This is a genomic window from Mangrovimonas sp. ST2L15, assembly GCF_001280515.1.
GTDB classification, from domain to species: Bacteria; Bacteroidota; Bacteroidia; order Flavobacteriales; family Flavobacteriaceae; genus Mangrovimonas; species Mangrovimonas futianensis.
This window is the reverse complement of sequence record NZ_LBIQ01000030.1, coordinates 846,525-862,651: the sequence shown is the minus strand read 5'-3', so window position 1 is coordinate 862,651 and position 16,127 is coordinate 846,525. Positions and strand designations below refer to the sequence as shown.

The 16,127-nt window shown below is 37.8% G+C and carries 17 protein-coding genes; 8 read left to right on the top strand and 9 right to left on the bottom strand.

Annotated elements, in window-relative coordinates:
- Window positions 1-11: 11 nt before the first annotated feature.
- The 7 genes from ZA07_RS07685 to ZA07_RS07655 all read left to right on the top strand — a co-directional run bounded on the left by ZA07_RS07685 (window position 12) and on the right by ZA07_RS07655 (window position 8,542).
- On the top strand, window positions 12-521 hold the full coding sequence (locus ZA07_RS07685; protein ID WP_053971126.1) for a 30S ribosomal protein S16: 510 nt from the start codon (window positions 12-14) through the stop codon (window positions 519-521).
- 63 nt (window positions 522-584) lie between these two features.
- Window positions 585-1,112: a ribosome maturation factor RimM gene (gene rimM / locus ZA07_RS07680; RefSeq protein WP_053971125.1), complete on the top strand. Its 528-nt coding sequence runs from the start codon at window positions 585-587 to the stop codon at window positions 1,110-1,112.
- Window positions 1,109-1,828, top strand: a complete 720-nt coding sequence (locus tag ZA07_RS07675) for a tRNA1(Val) (adenine(37)-N6)-methyltransferase (RefSeq protein WP_053971124.1) — start codon at window positions 1,109-1,111, stop codon at window positions 1,826-1,828. The genes rimM and ZA07_RS07675 overlap by 4 nt, the downstream gene beginning before the upstream one ends.
- Window positions 1,829-1,889: 61 nt before the next feature.
- Window positions 1,890-4,181: a GH92 family glycosyl hydrolase gene (locus ZA07_RS07670; RefSeq protein ID WP_053971123.1), complete on the top strand. Its 2,292-nt coding sequence runs from the start codon at window positions 1,890-1,892 to the stop codon at window positions 4,179-4,181.
- 2 nt (window positions 4,182-4,183) lie between these two features.
- Complete coding sequence (locus ZA07_RS07665) at window positions 4,184-6,496, top strand: GH92 family glycosyl hydrolase (protein ID WP_053971122.1); 2,313 nt, start codon at window positions 4,184-4,186, stop codon at window positions 6,494-6,496.
- Between the two features lie 76 nt (window positions 6,497-6,572).
- Window positions 6,573-7,751, top strand: coding sequence for an acyl-CoA dehydrogenase family protein (locus tag ZA07_RS07660; protein WP_053971121.1), 1,179 nt, complete (start codon window positions 6,573-6,575; stop codon window positions 7,749-7,751).
- A gap of 50 nt (window positions 7,752-7,801) precedes the next feature.
- Window positions 7,802-8,542, top strand: coding sequence for an SGNH/GDSL hydrolase family protein (locus ZA07_RS07655; RefSeq protein WP_053971120.1), 741 nt, complete (start codon window positions 7,802-7,804; stop codon window positions 8,540-8,542).
- Window positions 8,543-8,553: 11 nt separating this feature from the next.
- On the opposite strand, the gene ZA07_RS07650 is transcribed toward ZA07_RS07655, so the two are convergent.
- The 7 genes from ZA07_RS07650 to trmB all read right to left on the bottom strand — a co-directional run bounded on the left by ZA07_RS07650 (window position 8,554) and on the right by trmB (window position 13,221).
- Window positions 8,554-8,889 (bottom strand): 2Fe-2S iron-sulfur cluster-binding protein, encoded by a 336-nt coding sequence (locus ZA07_RS07650; protein ID WP_053971119.1) that lies wholly within the window; start codon window positions 8,887-8,889, stop codon window positions 8,554-8,556.
- Window positions 8,890-8,892: 3 nt separating this feature from the next.
- On the bottom strand, window positions 8,893-9,960 hold the full coding sequence (locus ZA07_RS07645) for an NAD(P)/FAD-dependent oxidoreductase (RefSeq protein WP_053971118.1): 1,068 nt from the start codon (window positions 9,958-9,960) through the stop codon (window positions 8,893-8,895).
- 69 nt (window positions 9,961-10,029) lie between these two features.
- On the bottom strand, window positions 10,030-10,272 hold the full coding sequence (locus ZA07_RS07640; RefSeq protein WP_053971117.1) for a NifU family protein: 243 nt from the start codon (window positions 10,270-10,272) through the stop codon (window positions 10,030-10,032).
- Between the two features lie 3 nt (window positions 10,273-10,275).
- Window positions 10,276-11,409: an Mrp/NBP35 family ATP-binding protein gene (locus tag ZA07_RS07635; RefSeq protein WP_053971116.1), complete on the bottom strand. Its 1,134-nt coding sequence runs from the start codon at window positions 11,407-11,409 to the stop codon at window positions 10,276-10,278.
- Between the two features lie 173 nt (window positions 11,410-11,582).
- Complete coding sequence (locus ZA07_RS07630; protein WP_053971115.1) at window positions 11,583-11,915, bottom strand: MGMT family protein; 333 nt, start codon at window positions 11,913-11,915, stop codon at window positions 11,583-11,585.
- Window positions 11,915-12,490, bottom strand: coding sequence for a LysE family transporter (locus ZA07_RS07625; protein ID WP_157492088.1), 576 nt, complete (start codon window positions 12,488-12,490; stop codon window positions 11,915-11,917). Before ZA07_RS07625 ends, ZA07_RS07630 begins: the two co-directional genes overlap by 1 nt.
- 56 nt (window positions 12,491-12,546) lie before the next feature.
- Window positions 12,547-13,221 (bottom strand): tRNA (guanosine(46)-N7)-methyltransferase TrmB, encoded by a 675-nt coding sequence (gene trmB / locus ZA07_RS07620; RefSeq protein WP_053971113.1) that lies wholly within the window; start codon window positions 13,219-13,221, stop codon window positions 12,547-12,549.
- Window positions 13,222-13,282: 61 nt separating this feature from the next.
- Between trmB and ZA07_RS07615 the strand changes: the two genes are divergently transcribed.
- Window positions 13,283-14,332, top strand: coding sequence for a glycosyltransferase (locus tag ZA07_RS07615; RefSeq protein ID WP_053971112.1), 1,050 nt, complete (start codon window positions 13,283-13,285; stop codon window positions 14,330-14,332).
- Here the strand turns inward: ZA07_RS07615 and ZA07_RS07610 are convergent.
- Both ZA07_RS07610 and ZA07_RS07605 read right to left on the bottom strand, forming a co-directional pair.
- Window positions 14,315-15,352: a cell wall metabolism sensor histidine kinase WalK gene (locus tag ZA07_RS07610; protein ID WP_053971111.1), complete on the bottom strand. Its 1,038-nt coding sequence runs from the start codon at window positions 15,350-15,352 to the stop codon at window positions 14,315-14,317. The genes ZA07_RS07615 and ZA07_RS07610 overlap by 18 nt on opposite strands.
- Entirely contained in the window at window positions 15,352-16,035 is a 684-nt protein-coding gene (locus ZA07_RS07605) for a response regulator transcription factor (protein ID WP_053971110.1), read from the bottom strand. The genes ZA07_RS07610 and ZA07_RS07605 overlap by 1 nt, the downstream gene beginning before the upstream one ends.
- Window positions 16,036-16,127: the final 92 nt, after the last annotated feature.

The window sequence follows — 16,127 nt, the reverse complement described above, 5'->3', positions numbered from 1 at the left end:
ATTTAATTATTATGCCTGTAAAAATTAGATTACAAAGACATGGTAAAAAGGGGAAACCTTTTTACTGGATCGTAGCCGCTGATTCGCGTGCTAAAAGAGATGGTAAATACCTTGAAAAAATTGGTGCTTACAATCCAAACACTAACCCTGCAACAATTGACCTTGACGTTGATGGTGCTGTAAAATGGTTACAAAATGGAGCGCAACCTACAGATACAGCGAGAGCTATTTTATCTTACAAAGGTGCTTTATTGAAAAACCACTTAGCTGGAGGTGTTAAAAAAGGAGCTTTAACTGAAGAGCAAGCTGAACAAAAGTTCACTGCTTGGTTAGATGAGAAAGCAAACAAAGTACAAGCAAAAGCTGATGGTTTAGCCCAAGCTGATGCTGATGCCAAGGCTGCTGCCTTAGAAGCTGAAAAAGCAGTAAATGCTGCTAGAATCGCTGCTAATACTCCTGAAGAAGAAGTAGCAGAAGAAGCTCCTGAAGTAGAAGCTGAAGCTTCTAACGAAGAGGAATAAAAAATTTATTTTTTATACTTTTAACCCCGACAAGTTTTGTCGGGGTTTTTTATTGCCAAGACTATGAAAAAGGAAGAATGTTTCTACTTAGGTAAAATTGTAAAAAAATACAGTTTCAAAGGTGAATTACTCGCCAAATTGGATACCGATGAACCAGAACTCTATGAAAATTTAGATTCTGTTTTTATCGAATTAAGAGGCCAGCTGATTCCCTTCTTTATTGAGTCCTCCCAATTCCACAAATCGGAATTATTGAGAATCAAATTTGAGGATGTTGAAAACGAAGCCGATGCCGACTCTCTCTTAAAACATGATCTTTACCTGCCATTAGCTTTTCTGCCAAAACTGGAAGATGATAAATTCTACTACCATGAAATTATTGGTTTTGATATCGAGGATATTAACTTTGGAAAAGTTGGCGTTATTAAAGGTGTAAATGATTCGACGGCTCAAGCTCTTTTTGAAATAGACCGAGACGGAACCGAGATTTTAATTCCGATGAATGATGAATTTATCACTAAAATAGATAAAGAAAATAGAACTATTTTTGTTGAAACTCCCGAGGGTTTAATTGACCTTTACCTATCATGAAACCCTTCCAATTCAAACAGTTTTCCGTCAACCAAGAACACTGCGCCATGAAAATAGGAACCGATGGCGTTCTACTTGGAGCCTGGTCTAAAATTGACAACCATCCCCGCAACATCCTAGACATTGGAGCGGGAACGGGAGTCATTTCACTTATGCTTGCCCAAAGAAGCGACGCACCAGCTATTGATGCCCTAGAAATTGATCCGGATGCCTACGAGCAATCTGTAGATAATTTTGAAAACTCTCCTTGGGACGACCGCTTATTTTGTTATCATGCCGAATTCACAGAATTTGTTGCCGAAATGTTTGAGGAAGAAGAAACCTATGACATCATTGTGTCCAACCCCCCTTTTTATACCGAAGAAGTTTCTTCTGGAAATTCAAAAAGAGATCAAGCAAGAATGTCCTCATCCTTACCTTTTGAGGATTTGATAGAAGGCACCTCTCTCATTCTTTCAGAGAACGGAATTTTTAATGTGGTCATTCCTAACAAGGAAGAAACCACTTTTATCCAATTGGCCAGTCAATTTGGATTGTTTCCTCTTGAAATTATGCGAGTCAAAGGAACAGGCATAGCAGAAATCAAACGAAGCCTACTAGCATTTAGCTTTGAACAAAAGGATCCTAAAATTTCAGAATTAATCATAGAATCTGAAAGACATCAATATACAGATGCCTACAAGGAATTGGTAAAAGATTTTTATTTAAAAATGTAGCGAGAGCTTAAGACATATATAATAGGTATATTTAAGGCTTTAAAGATTTCTTCTTCCTATTATGAAACAAACCCTTTTTGTTCTCCTTATCCTTTTTAGCTGGATATCCCATTCACAGGAGGCACTTGTTAACCAAATCAATAGTCCTGTAGAATATGTGAACCCTTTAATGGGAACAGATTCCAAACCGAGTCTTTCTAATGGTAATACTTATCCCGTTATCGCCTTACCCTGGGGAATGAATTTTTGGACGCCCCAAACCGGACCAATGGGCCATGGTTGGGCCTACACCTATGATGCCGACAAAATAAGAGGCTTTAAGCAAACACACCAACCCTCTCCCTGGATGAATGATTATGGGCAATTTTCTATCATGCCTATTACCGGAAGTTTGCGATTCACGGAAAACGAACGAGCCAGCTGGTTCTCACATAAAGCAGAAAAAGCAACACCATATTACTATCAAGTTTATTTGGCAGATCATGATGTGACTACAGAATTTACTCCTACAGAGAGAGCTGTCATGTTTCGTTTTACATTTCCAAAAACAGATAGCTCATTTGTTGTTATTGATGCCTTTGACAAAGGTTCTTACATAAAAATAGATCCAGATCACAAAAGAATCACCGGATATACCACCAAGAATAGCGGTGGTGTCCCAGAGAATTTTAAAAATTATTTTGTGATTGAATTTGACAAACCTTTCACCTTCAACCAGACCTTTTCTGGTGAAACACTCATGAATACTTTGGAAAATACAGATGACCATGTTGGCGCTGTCATTGGGTTTAAAACCGAGAAAGGAGAACAGGTTCATGCCAAGATAGCTTCCTCGTTTATCAGTAAGGAACAGGCCTTCCAAAATCTGAAGGAGATTGGACCAAACAATTTTGATGCTTTAAAGGAAAAGGGCAAAGCCATTTGGAATAAAGAGTTGAACCGAATTAAAGTTACGGGAGGCACGGTTGAACAAACCAAAACATTTTACTCTTGTCTCTATCGCACCTTACTATTCCCGAGAAAGTTCTACGAAATGGATGCGACAGGAAACATAGTTCATTATAGTCCTTACAATGGTGAAATTCTTCCAGGGTATATGTTCACGGACACCGGCTTTTGGGACACCTTCCGGTCTCTATTTCCATTCCTCAATTTTATGTATCCACAACTCAATGTACACATGCAGGAGGGATTGGCCAACGCCTATAAAGAAAGTGGATGGTTACCAGAATGGGCTAGTCCGGGTCTAAGAAATATTATGGTTGGAAACAATTCAGCTTCGGTAGTAGCTGATGCCTATCTCAAAAACAAAGAGCAATTTCCCTATGACATTGAAACCTTATATGAAGCAGTAATTCATGGCGCCAATAATGAGGGACCTATGGAAGCCGTTGGAAGAGCGGGAGCAGAAGCATACAAATCGCAAGGATATGTTCCATATGATATCGGCATAAATGAAAATGCCGCAAGGACCTTAGAATATGCTTATGACGATTTTGCCATTTACCAACTTGCCAAGGCACTCAATAAGCCCAAGGAAGAAATTGAAGTTTACAAAAAGAGAAGTCTTAACTACAAAAATCTGTATGATCCTAAAACGGGCTTGATGCGAGGGAAAAATAAAAATGGCCAATTTATGGCTCCCTTTAATCCTTTTAAATGGGGAGATGCTTTTACTGAAGGTAACAGCTGGCACTACACTTGGTCTGTTTTTCATGATATTGAAGGTTTAATTGGGCTCATGGGAGGCAAAGAGAAATTTGTCCAAAAACTGGATAGCGTCTTTACCATGAAACCCATTTTTGATGATTCCTATTACGGTGGAACCATCCATGAAATAAGGGAAATGCAAATTGCTAACATGGGGCAATATGCCCATGGAAACCAACCCATACAGCATATGATTTACCTCTATAATTACGCTGGAACACCTTGGAAAGCTCAATATTGGATAAGAGAAACCATGAACAGGCTCTATCTTCCTACCCCAGATGGTTATTGTGGTGATGAGGACAATGGACAAACATCAGCATGGTATGTGTTTTCTTCCCTTGGATTTTACCCAGTTTGTCCAGCTACAGACCAATATATTTTAGGCGCTCCTCTATTTAAAAAAGCTGAGATTAGTCTCGAAAATGGCAACACCATAACTATAGAAGCCAAAGAAAACAACTCTGAAAATCGATACATTCAAAGCATGACATTTAATGGTAAGCCATACACTAAAAATTGGTTATCACATTCAGAACTGATGAAAGGCGCCACTATTGAAATTAAAATGGGACCTCAACCTAATAAAGAAAGAGGCACAACACCAAATGACGTTCCATATTCATTATCAAATCAAAAATAATTATGAATAAACTCTCATTATATAGTATTTGTATAACTACACTACTATTTCTCCCGTTTAACATATTTTCTCAGCAAAACAAACTCATACAATTTGCAAACCCAATGATTGGAACAGCCAAAATGGGGCATACCTATCCTGGCGCGTCATCACCTTTTGGTAGCGTTCAATTAAGTCCAGACACCGACACCATCCCCTTTGCTGTCAATGGCAGATACAATCCTGACGTTTATAAATATTGCGCGGGTTATCAATATGAGGATACAACAATTGTTGGTTTTAGCCATACGCATTTTAGTGGCACCGGCCATTCTGATTTAGGTGATCTTCTCATTATGCCTACTACTGGAAAACTTCAACTAAATTCAGGAACAGAGGAGCACCCTGAGAATGGTTATCGGTCTGTTTTCTCCCATGACACCGAAATTGCACAACCTGGTTACTACAGTGTCCTACTGGAAGATTACAACATAAAAGCAGAACTAACAGCAACCACCAGAACGGGCATGCATCAATATACTTTCCCAAAGTCGGAAGATGCACACATCATCCTTGACCTGACTTCGGGCATCTATAATTATGACGATAAAAATGTTTGGACGTTCCTTCGAGTTGAAAACGATACCCTTATTACGGGATATCGACAAACCAATGGATGGGCGAGAACCCGAACGGTATATTTTGCTATGGCTTTTAGCAAACCTTTTAAAAATTATGGCTATCAGAAACTGGAGAAAAGCACCTATCAAGGCTTTTGGAGAAAGTTTGACCAGATGCATCAGTTTCCAGAAATAGCAGGAAAACAAATAAAAGCCTATTTCGATTTTGACACTCAAGATCAAGAATCCATTCAAATCAAAGTAGCCCTTTCACCAGTAAGTACAGAAGGTGCTATAAAAAACATGCAAACTGAAATTCCAAATTGGGATTTTGAAGGCACCAAAAAGAAGGTTCAGGGTAATTGGGAAAAGGAACTTCAAAAAATAGAAATCACTTCATTAAATGATAGTGACAAAACCAATTTTTATACGGCTATGTATCATGCCTTTTTAGGGCCAACCGTTTACATGGATGTAGATGGAAACTATAAGGGACTGGACATGAACACCCATAAAGCTAACGGCTTCACAAATTATACGAGCTTTTCACTTTGGGACACTTACCGAGCACTTCATCCTTTTTTCAATTTGATCCAACCCAAAAGAAATGGAGATATGATACAATCCATGATGGCACATCAAGAACAAAGTGTCCATCACATGCTTCCCATTTGGTCGCACTATGCCAATGAGAACTGGTGTATGATTGGATATCACAGCGCTTCGGTGATTGCCGATGCCATTGTCAAAGGAAACTCTAACTTTGACACCAATCAAGCGCTGCAAGCATGTGTTGCTACAGCCAATGTCCTCTATTTTGACGGTTTGGATTATTACATCAAACAAGGATTTGTTCCAGAAGACAAAAATGGAGCATCTGTATCCAAGACTCTAGAATATGCTTATGATGATTGGGCGATTGCGCAAGCCGCCAAAACTTTAGGAGAACAGACTATATATTCAGAATTTATAAATCGTTCCAAAAACTATCAAAACGTATTTGATTCCAAAACTGGGTTTATGCGACCTAAATTGTCCAACGGCACCTTTAAAAAGGAGTTTGACCCCTTAGATACCCATGGCCAAGGTTTTATTGAAGGAAACTCTTGGAATTATAGTCTGTATGTCCCTCATGATCCCGAAAACATGGTAACTATGATGGGTGGAAAAGAACAATTCTCCCAAAAACTAGATTCATTGTTCTCAATGGATTTACCAGACAAGTACTTTGAGAAAACCGAGGACATTTCTAGAGATGGCATTATCGGGAATTATGTTCATGGCAACGAACCTTCACATCATGTGGTCTATTTGTACAATTGGACAAAAGATCCTTGGAAGTCCCATGATAAAATCAAAATGATCTTAAGAACCATGTATAAACCAACCGTAGATGGCCTAGGTGGTAATGATGATTTTGGTCAAATGAGCGCCTGGTATATTTTTAGCAGTCTTGGTTTCTACCCTGTTGCTCCTGGCACTGAGGACTACGCTTTAGGGAGTCCGCTGGTAAAGGATGCGGTACTTCACTTGGAAAATGGTAAGACCTTCCGAGTGGAATCGAAAAAACTTTCAGAGAAAAACAAATATGTTCAAAGCGTTCTTTGGAATGGAAAAGAACTGTCTCAACCTATTATAAAACATAGCCAAATTATGCAAGGAGGTGTTTTAACCTTTGAAATGGGTAGCAAACCAAATAAAAAATTATACCAGTAATTTACGTCAAAACCAGGCAATTTATTATGCCTTTGAAAACGATTTCGTTAATTTTGTGACAAACTAAAAACAACTCATGAAACCAGACTTATTTGAAGCTCCAGATTACTATCAATTAGACGAGTTACTTTCAGAAGAACATAAATTAGTACGTGATGCTGCCCGGGAATGGGTAAAGCGCAACGTATCTCCCATTATAGAAGAATATGCTCAAAAAGCAGAATTCCCAAATCAAATCATTAATGGTTTGGCTGAAATAGGAGCCTTTGGGCCTTACATTCCTGTGGAATACGGCGGTGCAGGTCTAGATCAAATTTCCTACGGATTGATTATGCAGGAAATAGAACGAGGCGACTCCGGAGTAAGAAGTACAGCTTCTGTACAATCAAGTTTGGTGATGTATCCTATTTGGAAATACGGTTCAGAGGAACAGTGCCAAAAATACCTTCCAAAGCTAGCCTCTGGAGAAATGATGGGCTGTTTTGGATTGACTGAGCCAGATCATGGAAGTAATCCAGGAGGCATGGTGACCAATTTCAAAGATATGGGCGATTATTACTTATTGAATGGAGCCAAAATGTGGATTAGTAACGCCCCCTTTGCGGATATCGCAGTTGTTTGGGCAAAGGATGAAGAAGGCCGTATCCACGGATTGATTGTAGAACGTGGCATGGAAGGTTTTTCTACCCCGGAAACCCATAACAAATGGTCTTTACGAGCTTCGGCTACCGGAGAGTTGATCTTTGACAATGTTAAGGTTCCTAAAGAAAATTTATTGCCTAAAAAATCTGGATTGGGAGCGCCACTTGGATGTTTAGATTCTGCCAGATATGGAATTGCATGGGGAGCTATAGGAGCTGCCATGGACTGTTATGATACCGCTTTAAGATATAGCAAAGAAAGAACACAATTCGGAAAACCAATTGGGCAATTTCAGCTGCAACAAAAGAAATTGGCCGAAATGATTACTGAAATTACCAAGGCTCAATTATTAACTTGGAGACTTGGCGTTTTAAGAAATGAAGGGAAAGCCACTTCAGCACAAATATCCATGGCAAAAAGAAATAATGTTGATATGGCCATAAATATTGCCAGAGAAGCACGTCAAATGTTAGGCGGTATGGGAATCACAGGAGAATATTCCATCATGCGTCATTCCATGAATTTGGAAAGTGTGATTACTTATGAAGGCACCCATGATATTCACCTGCTTATTACTGGTTTGGATATCACAGGGCTTAATGCTTTCAAATAATAAAACTGAATGAGCTTTCTTTTCGTAAATTGTAGAAATATATGTTCGCAATGAAAGCTCATTTTTTAATTTTTATCGTTTTACTATTCGGATGCTCTTCCGGTAATAATTCTTCCAATAATTCGAATAGTCCTGTTGATTATTCTGAAGAAACTACTTCTGAGGATGATTCGAATACGACCCCAGAATATAAACTCTTGTTTCTTGGAGATAGTTACACGGTGGGACAAAGTGTATGTGGAACCTGTAACTTTCCAGCACAACTTATTAGTCGTTTAGAAAATTCTGAAATTAGTGGTGATTATAACAAAGAAGTAATTGCCCAAACGGGTTGGACCACCACCAATTTACTAGGTGCTATTAGCGCTCAAAACCCTTCTAATGATTATGATTTAGTCACTCTTTTAATAGGGGTTAATAATCAATACCAACATAAGCCGTTTAGCATTTATGAAGAAGAATTCCCAGAACTATTAGATTTAGCTAAAGGTTTTGCAGGTGGAGACCCCAATAGGGTCATTGTTATTTCTATCCCTGACTATGCATACACTCCATATGGTGAGAACAATCCAGACTTTGAATTGATTTCACAACAGATTGATCAGTACAATGACTTTGCCCAATCGATTGCAGAAACCAACAATGTCAACTTCCTATATATTACCGATATAACAAGGCTAGGACTTGAAAATCCCAGTTTGGTAGCTTCTGATGGATTGCATCCGTCAGGAGAAGCATATTCCCAGTTTGTGGATAGGTTGATGCCTTTGGCTATAGAAAAAATTCCATAAGAGAGGAATAATTAGCTTTCAGGAGCCAATTCTACTTTTAAACCATCCAATTCTGGCGTAATATGAATTTGACAACCCAAGCGACTGTTATCTTTGACGTAAAAGGCTTCACTTAACATAGCTTCTTCGTCATCCTGTATCTCCGGAAGTTCGGTATCACTTAAAACATAACATTGGCAAGAGGCACACATGGCCATACCACCACAAACGCCAATAGTTCCTTCTGGAGCCAATTCATAACTGCGAACCACCTCCATTAAATTCATAGCCATATCTGTAGGAGCATCCACATCATGGGCTACTCCATCTCTATCTATAATCGTGATTTTTATATCTTGTCCTTCCATGAATTAGTTTATTGCTTTAACTACAGCTTTCGGGGCTTCTTTTCTCGTTCCATCAAAACCATCAACACCGCTAACGGTAGTATATTTTAAAACATAGCGCTTGCCAGGATTAATGATTTGGTATGCAGCTTGACACATCAATGTTGCTTCATGAAAACCACATAAAATGAGCTTTAATTTCCCTGGATAGGTATTCACATCTCCAATGGCAAAAATGCCAGTAATATTGGTTTGGTAATCTAAAGCATTATTAACCACTATGGCATTCTTCTCAATCTCCAACCCCCAATTTGCAATGGGTCCTAATTTTGGGGACAACCCAAACAATGGGATAAAATGGTCACACTCAATTTCAAATTCCTTTTCAATATGATCTGCTTGAGATACTACCACCCCTTTCAAATGATCCATAGGATCACCTAAAATCCCAGTCACTTCACCAGGCGTAATCAAATTGATTTTACCTTGGTTTTTTAAATCTTGAACTTTCTCAACAGAATCCAAAGCCCCTCTGAACTCATTTCTTCTATGTATCAAAGTGACTTCCTTGGCTACATCACTTAGGAAAATACTCCAGTCCAATGCTGAATCTCCTCCACCAGCTATAACAACGCGCTTGTCTCTATAAACTTCTGGATCTTTAATCATATACTCCACACCTTTATCTTCAAAGTCTGAAATGTTATGAATTAAAGGTTTCCTGGGTTCAAAACTCCCCAAACCTCCAGCAATAGCAACTACAGGAGCCTGATGTTTGGTTCCTTTATTGGTTGTCACTATAAAACTGCCATCTTCTAATTTTTCAATGGTTTCGGCTCTTTCCCCCAATGTGAAACCAGGTTCAAATTGCTTCCCTTGCTCCAAAAGTTTTTCAGTAAGATCACCTGCTAAAATTTCTGGATAGGCAGGAATATCATAAATAGGTTTTTTAGGATATATTTCCGAGCATTGCCCCCCTGCTTGTGGTAAGGCATCTATTAGGTGACATTTTAATTTCAACAAACCTGCTTCAAAAACTGTAAATAGCCCTGTTGGTCCAGCGCCAATTATTAAAATATCTGTTTTAATCATGAATTTGTTTTTTGTTGTAAAGGAACGTTAGAAGAGACTTGTTCCAATACCATTAGAAATTCCGTTAGGTTAAATCTCTATGTTTATGACTTGTTCAATTTGAGGAACATATTTTTTTATAGTCATTTCAACCCCTGATTTTAACGTCATTTGGTTGACACTACAATTAATACATGCACCTTCCAATTGCACTTTAACTAGCTTATCATCTTCAATAGAAATTAAGGAAATATTCCCTCCATCACTCTGAAGAAATGGACGAATCTCGTCCAAAGCCTTTTCAACATTCAATTTTATTTCTTCTGTTGTCATCACTTATTTCTTAACGGCTGAGCAACCAGCCATAGTTGTAATTTTAATTGCTTCGGTTGGCGGCAATTGGTCGTTTCTTTTAACAACTTCTTGCACCACATTTTGGGTGATTTTCTCAAAGGATTGCTCTAATGGCGTAGCCGTTTGGAGTGCTGCAGGTCTTCCCACATCACCAGCTTCCCTAATGCTTTGCACCAATGGAATTTCTCCTAAAAATGGCACTTCTAGATTCTCTGAAAGATTCCTAGCTCCTTCCTTTCCAAAAATATAGTATTTGTTATCTGGAAGCTCTTCAGGAGTGAAATAGGCCATATTCTCAATGATACCCAATACTGGTACATTGATACTTTCCTGTTGGAACATTGCAACTCCTTTTCTGGCATCTGCCAAGGCCACTTGTTGAGGTGTACTTACTACTACCGCTCCAGTAATAGGCAAAGATTGCATAATACTTAAATGAATATCTCCAGTTCCCGGAGGTAAATCGATCAATAAGAAATCTAGGGTTCCCCAAGCCGCATCAAAAATCATTTGATTTAATGCTTTGGCAGCCATAGGCCCTCGCCAAATTACAGCCTGATCAGGCTTTGTAAAAAAGCCGATTGATAAAATTTTAACCCCATAACTCTCTATTGGTTTCATTTTGGACTTTCCATCTACTTGCACAGATAATGGTTTTTCAAATTCTACATCATACATAATGGGAATGGATGGGCCATAAATATCTGCATCTAGAATTCCAACTTGGAATCCCATTTTAGCCAGGGTTGCGGCTAAATTGGCTGTCACTGTAGACTTTCCTACCCCTCCCTTTCCAGAAGCCACAGCAATGATGTTCTGAATCCCGGGAATCGCCTTTCCTTTAATTTCGTTCTTAGGTTTTTCTGGGGCATCTACTTTGACATTCACCTTTATTTTTGCCTTTTCATATACTTTCTCATGGATAACCTTCATGATTTCAACCTCGGTCTTTTTCTTTGCTTGAAGACTTGGATTTTTAATAGTTACATCTACTATGACTTCATCTCCAAAGGTCACTACATTACCAACGGCACCACTTTCTATCAAATTCTGACCCTCTCCTGGGGCTGATATAGTTTCTAAAGCTGCAAGAATATCTTGTTTATTCAATTTCATTTTTTAATCAATACGTAAAGTTACTAGCTGAGCTAAACAACTCATGTAACGTAAGTTACAAACTTATTATTCAGAATAATTCTAAACTCCAAATATACTGCGAAATGTTTAGAAAGGGAAGCGGTTTTATTGAAATGATTTATGGTTTGATTAACCCGAGTGATTGCTTGTTTTTATTTCAACTCCTTTGTTGGATCCCAAAACACCTTTTCAAAAGCTTGGATCTGATTATCAACAACTTGAACACCTTCAGTTTCCAATAGTTGCTGCATGAGATTGGTTCCATCAAAATGATGCTTTCCAGTCAACAAGCCTACTCTATTGACAACTCTGTGCGCAGGCACATCCTTTTCACCCGACACATTCATCGCATAACCAACCATCCTAGAACTTCTTGGAGCTCCCAAATAGGATGCAATGGCGCCATAACTGGTTACCCTACCGAAAGGAATTAACCTAGTCACTTCATAAACCTTTTCAAAAAAATTAAGCGTTTCTGGTTTCATTAAAATTCTTGAATGATTCTGATTAAAGTAATCAAAGAAATGATGGCCGTAATAGTTCCGATAATACGGTTCATATTTCGTTGGTTATTGAATTTTTTACTCTTAATTTTTTCGAAGAAAAACAAATAGATATACAACCCTACAAAGGCTCCTGAAGTCGATCCTGCGACATAAGACAAAATACTTATCTTATCAAAATGCAACCAACCAAAATCAGAATAGGAAATGGTTACATAGGCCTGAAATGGAATGGGAAACACATTGATAACCGACAAAAACATTCCCTGAAAAAACCGACTGGTTTTACTTCTACTGTCAAGATCTGCCTTGGGTCTTTCATGTTTATTCGCAATAAAAAAGAAGTAAATACTCACCAAAATAAATATCACCAAAGCGACTCTTTGAAGAATATCGACTACATCTGGATGGTTGCTTAAATACCGAGCAAATATGGTTGCCAGAAGCACTTGAAATACTATGACCAAGCATGCCCCCAATGCAAACATGACACTTCGAACATGACCTTCTCGCATGCTGATTTTAGCAGCAGTCATATTAAGTAGTCCTGGTGGCATTGTGGTTAAAAAAGTTACCACAAAACCCAGGAAAAAGACAAAAGTTAAATTCAATTCTATCTCAATTTAAACCTAATATACGTAATTGGTTTGTTTTGTTCCAAATACTGACTTTCGTAGAAGGTTTGGATTCCAGTCACTTCTTCAGGGCTTCCCTGCTGTCTATATACATCATGATTGGCATAAATAATTTCATGGCCTTCGCCATGAAGCAACCCAAGCGTATATCCGTGCATAAACTCAGAATCTGTTTTTAAGTTAAGAACACCATCAGGTTTTAAAACCTTCCTGTATTTTTCTAAAAAATGGGTATTGGTCATTCTATGCTTCGTGCGCTTGTATTTGATTTGAGGATCTGGGAAAGTAATCCAGATTTCGTCAACTTCATTCTCTGCAAAAGCATATTCAATCAATTCTATTTGAATCCTCAAAAAACTGACATTCGATATCCCTTCTTCAATAGCCGTCTTAGCTCCTCTCCAAAATCTAGCCCCCTTAATATCGATCCCTATAAAATTTCTATCTGGAAATTTCTTTGCTAAACCTACAGAGTATTCACCTTTACCACAACCCAATTCCAAAACTAAAGGCTGGTCGTTTTTGAAAAACGTTTTATTCCATTGCCCTTTTAATTGAAAATCACCATTCACCAATTCCTCCCTACTAGGTTGGATAACGTTATCAAAAGATTCATTCTCCTTAAATCTTTTTAGTTTATTTTTACTTCCCACGGATAAATTTAATGTTTAGGCAAAATTAAGGAAACATAGCCGCTTTACATTTGCTTTTTTTATGAAATTGAGAAAACGCATATTAGTAGCCCCTCTTAATTGGGGTTTAGGTCATTCCACACGTTGCATTCCGATAATTCAAGCTTTAATTGACCAAGGGTTTGACCCAATAATTGCTAGTGATGGAGTCGCATTAGAATTACTTAAAAAAGAATTCCCCAGCTTAATCCACGAAGAATTACCCTCCTATAACATTACCTATTCCAAAAAAGGGATATTTTTTAAATATAAGATTTTAAAAGATGCTCCAAGAATATTGAAGACCCAAAAGGAAGAGCTTCAAAAAGTCAAAGAATTGGTTAAAACTTATGATATTGTTGGAATCATTTCAGATAACCGATTTGGAGTGAGGCATAAAAACATTCCTTCCATATTTATCACGCATCAATTACAAGTTTTAAGTGGTGCTACCACATGGTTTAGCACAAGATTTCATCATAACGTCATTAAAAAATTTGATGAATGCTGGGTCCCAGATGCTGCAGGAAAATTGAATTTAAGTGGCAAGTTAGGGCATTTAGACCACCCCATTATTCCTACTAAATATTTGGGTCCTATTAGTCGGTTTAACAGGCAAAACTTGGAAATAATTTATGACTTGATGGTGCTTCTCTCTGGTCCAGAACCTCAACGCACAATGCTTCAAGATAAGCTACTAACCGAACTTTCAAATTACAATGCAAAAGTCCTTTTTGTGAGGGGCGTCATCGAACCAGAACAATTGGTTGAAAAAAAAGAAAATATTACCATTTACAATTTCATGACCAGTAACGAATTGGAAACTGCCTTGAACCAAAGCGCCATAGTAGTTTCAAGGTCTGGTTATACCACTGTATTGGATTTAGCTAAACTAGGCAAAAAGGCATTTTTCATTCCCACACCTGGGCAAACGGAACAAGAATATTTAGCTCTAGAATTACAAAAACAAGGATTGGTTCCTACATGCAAACAAAGTCAATTCAAAATTAAAGACCTAGAACGTGTTAAGGATTTTAAAGGGCTCTCTTTTGAGACAGAAACAAACTTTGAAAGTCTATTCAGCCTTTTCTAAACTAAAAGAAAATTCACTCCCTACCCCCAACTCACTTTCAATGTAAATTTTCTCTTCATGCGCTTCAATGATGTGCTTAACTATTGAAAGTCCAAGACCAGAACCTCCCTCTTTTCTTGACCCGCTTTTATCAACCCTGTAGAATCGCTCAAATATTCTGGAGATATGTTCTTCACCAATACCTTCTCCATTGTCAGTTACCCTTATAATAATTTTATTTTTAATCAGGTTCTCTATACTCACCTCTGTAGTACCCTTTTCCCTTCCGTATTTAATGGAGTTCACCATAAGGTTGGTCACCACCTGTTGAATTCGTTCTTTATCTGCTTTTACCAAAACCGGCTCATCATAATTCAAGTCAAACATTAAGGTAATCTCTTTTTTGGCCGCCTTCATCTCCAGCATATCAAAAACGCTTTGGATGACCTCCACAATGTTAAATACCTCCATATTAAGTCGCAAATCACCTGCCTCTAATTTGGTAATCATATCAAGGTCCTTTACTATATAAATGAGTCTTTCTACCCCCTTGTTGGCTCTTGACAAATACTTTTTAAGGATTTTTTTATCCTTCATGGCACCATCGAGGAGGGTTAAAATATAGCCCTGGACAGTAAATAAAGGGGTCTTTAACTCATGAGAAACATTTCCTAGAAACTCCTTTCGATATTCCTCCCTAACCTTTAAAGTTTCAATTTCCAACTTTTTATCCTTGGCATATTTGTCTATTTCCTTGGTCAGAGTAGCCATATCCGTAGTAATGGGTTGTTTAGTCAAGGACGTAGATTCCAAAAGGGTCAAATCATCATAAATTTTCTTAACCCTTCTGTATATGAAGCGTTCCACGCGGTATTGAATAATTGCAAAACAAACCAAATAAGAAAGAAGTGCAAAAGGAATCACAAACCAACCTAAGGCACCCACTACATATAAAAAAACACTCAAAAGGAGTGTTAGTATTATGGTGATAAACAGCGATGTTCTAATCGCAAATTTATATGTTTTCTTGAGTTTTTGCATCAATCGACAAACTTGTACCCAACGCCTTTTACGGTTTTAAAACTTTTGTCTCCAATTTTTTCACGAAGCTTTCTGATGTGTACATCAATTGTACGCCCACCAACAACAACTTCATTACCCCAAACTTTATCCAAAATTTCCTCTCGCTTGAAAACTTTACCTGGCTTTGATGCCAACAAAGATAGTAATTCAAATTCTTTTCTAGGAAGTATAATTTCTTCATTCTTAAGCGTGATTTTATACTCGTCCCTATTGATTACCAAGCTTCCAATTTTCACTGTAGACTCTTGGGTTTCATCTTCTTTAATTCGTCTTAACAAAGCCTTCACCTTACTTACCAAAACTTTTGGCTTAATCGGCTTGGTAATGTAATCATCAGCACCCGCATCAAAACCAGCAACTTGTGAATAATCTTCACCTCTAGCTGTTAAAAAAGTAACAATAGTATCCTGTAAGTCTGGCACTTTCCTGATTTGCTCACAAGCCTCAATTCCATCCATTTCAGGCATCATAACATCCAAGATAATTAGATGCGGCTTCTCCTTTTTAGCTTTTTTCAAAGCTTCAACTCCATTCTCGGCTGTAATTACTTGATAACCTTCACTTGTCAAGTTATAACCTATGATTTCCAAAATATCTGGCTCATCATCTACAAGGAGGATTTTGATGTCCTTTTTTTTCATTTTTAAAGGTTTCGTTTAGTTTGAAAAGTAAAGATAGTATTAATCAAAATAATTTAATATCATTTGATTACAAATAACAATTAGGTAACAAA

Coding starts and splice junctions, on each gene's coding strand:
- ZA07_RS07660 (WP_053971121.1), top strand. CDS start 6,573: ATGAAACCAGACTTATTTGAAGCTCCAGATTACTATCAATTAGACGAG.
- ZA07_RS07670 (WP_053971123.1), top strand. CDS start 1,890: ATGAAACAAACCCTTTTTGTTCTCCTTATCCTTTTTAGCTGGATATCC.
- ZA07_RS07605 (WP_053971110.1), bottom strand. CDS start 16,035: ATGAAAAAAAAGGACATCAAAATCCTCCTTGTAGATGATGAGCCAGAT.
- ZA07_RS07610 (WP_053971111.1), bottom strand. CDS start 15,352: ATGCAAAAACTCAAGAAAACATATAAATTTGCGATTAGAACATCGCTG.
- ZA07_RS07665 (WP_053971122.1), top strand. CDS start 4,184: ATGAATAAACTCTCATTATATAGTATTTGTATAACTACACTACTATTT.
- ZA07_RS07630 (WP_053971115.1), bottom strand. CDS start 11,915: ATGAAACCAGAAACGCTTAATTTTTTTGAAAAGGTTTATGAAGTGACT.
- ZA07_RS07675 (WP_053971124.1), top strand. CDS start 1,109: ATGAAACCCTTCCAATTCAAACAGTTTTCCGTCAACCAAGAACACTGC.
- ZA07_RS07655 (WP_053971120.1), top strand. CDS start 7,802: ATGAAAGCTCATTTTTTAATTTTTATCGTTTTACTATTCGGATGCTCT.
- rimM (WP_053971125.1), top strand. CDS start 585: ATGAAAAAGGAAGAATGTTTCTACTTAGGTAAAATTGTAAAAAAATAC.
- ZA07_RS07640 (WP_053971117.1), bottom strand. CDS start 10,272: ATGACAACAGAAGAAATAAAATTGAATGTTGAAAAGGCTTTGGACGAG.
- ZA07_RS07615 (WP_053971112.1), top strand. CDS start 13,283: ATGAAATTGAGAAAACGCATATTAGTAGCCCCTCTTAATTGGGGTTTA.
- ZA07_RS07650 (WP_053971119.1), bottom strand. CDS start 8,889: ATGGAAGGACAAGATATAAAAATCACGATTATAGATAGAGATGGAGTA.
- ZA07_RS07645 (WP_053971118.1), bottom strand. CDS start 9,960: ATGATTAAAACAGATATTTTAATAATTGGCGCTGGACCAACAGGGCTA.
- ZA07_RS07685 (WP_053971126.1), top strand. CDS start 12: ATGCCTGTAAAAATTAGATTACAAAGACATGGTAAAAAGGGGAAACCT.
- ZA07_RS07635 (WP_053971116.1), bottom strand. CDS start 11,409: ATGAAATTGAATAAACAAGATATTCTTGCAGCTTTAGAAACTATATCA.
- ZA07_RS07625 (WP_157492088.1), bottom strand. CDS start 12,490: ATGCCACCAGGACTACTTAATATGACTGCTGCTAAAATCAGCATGCGA.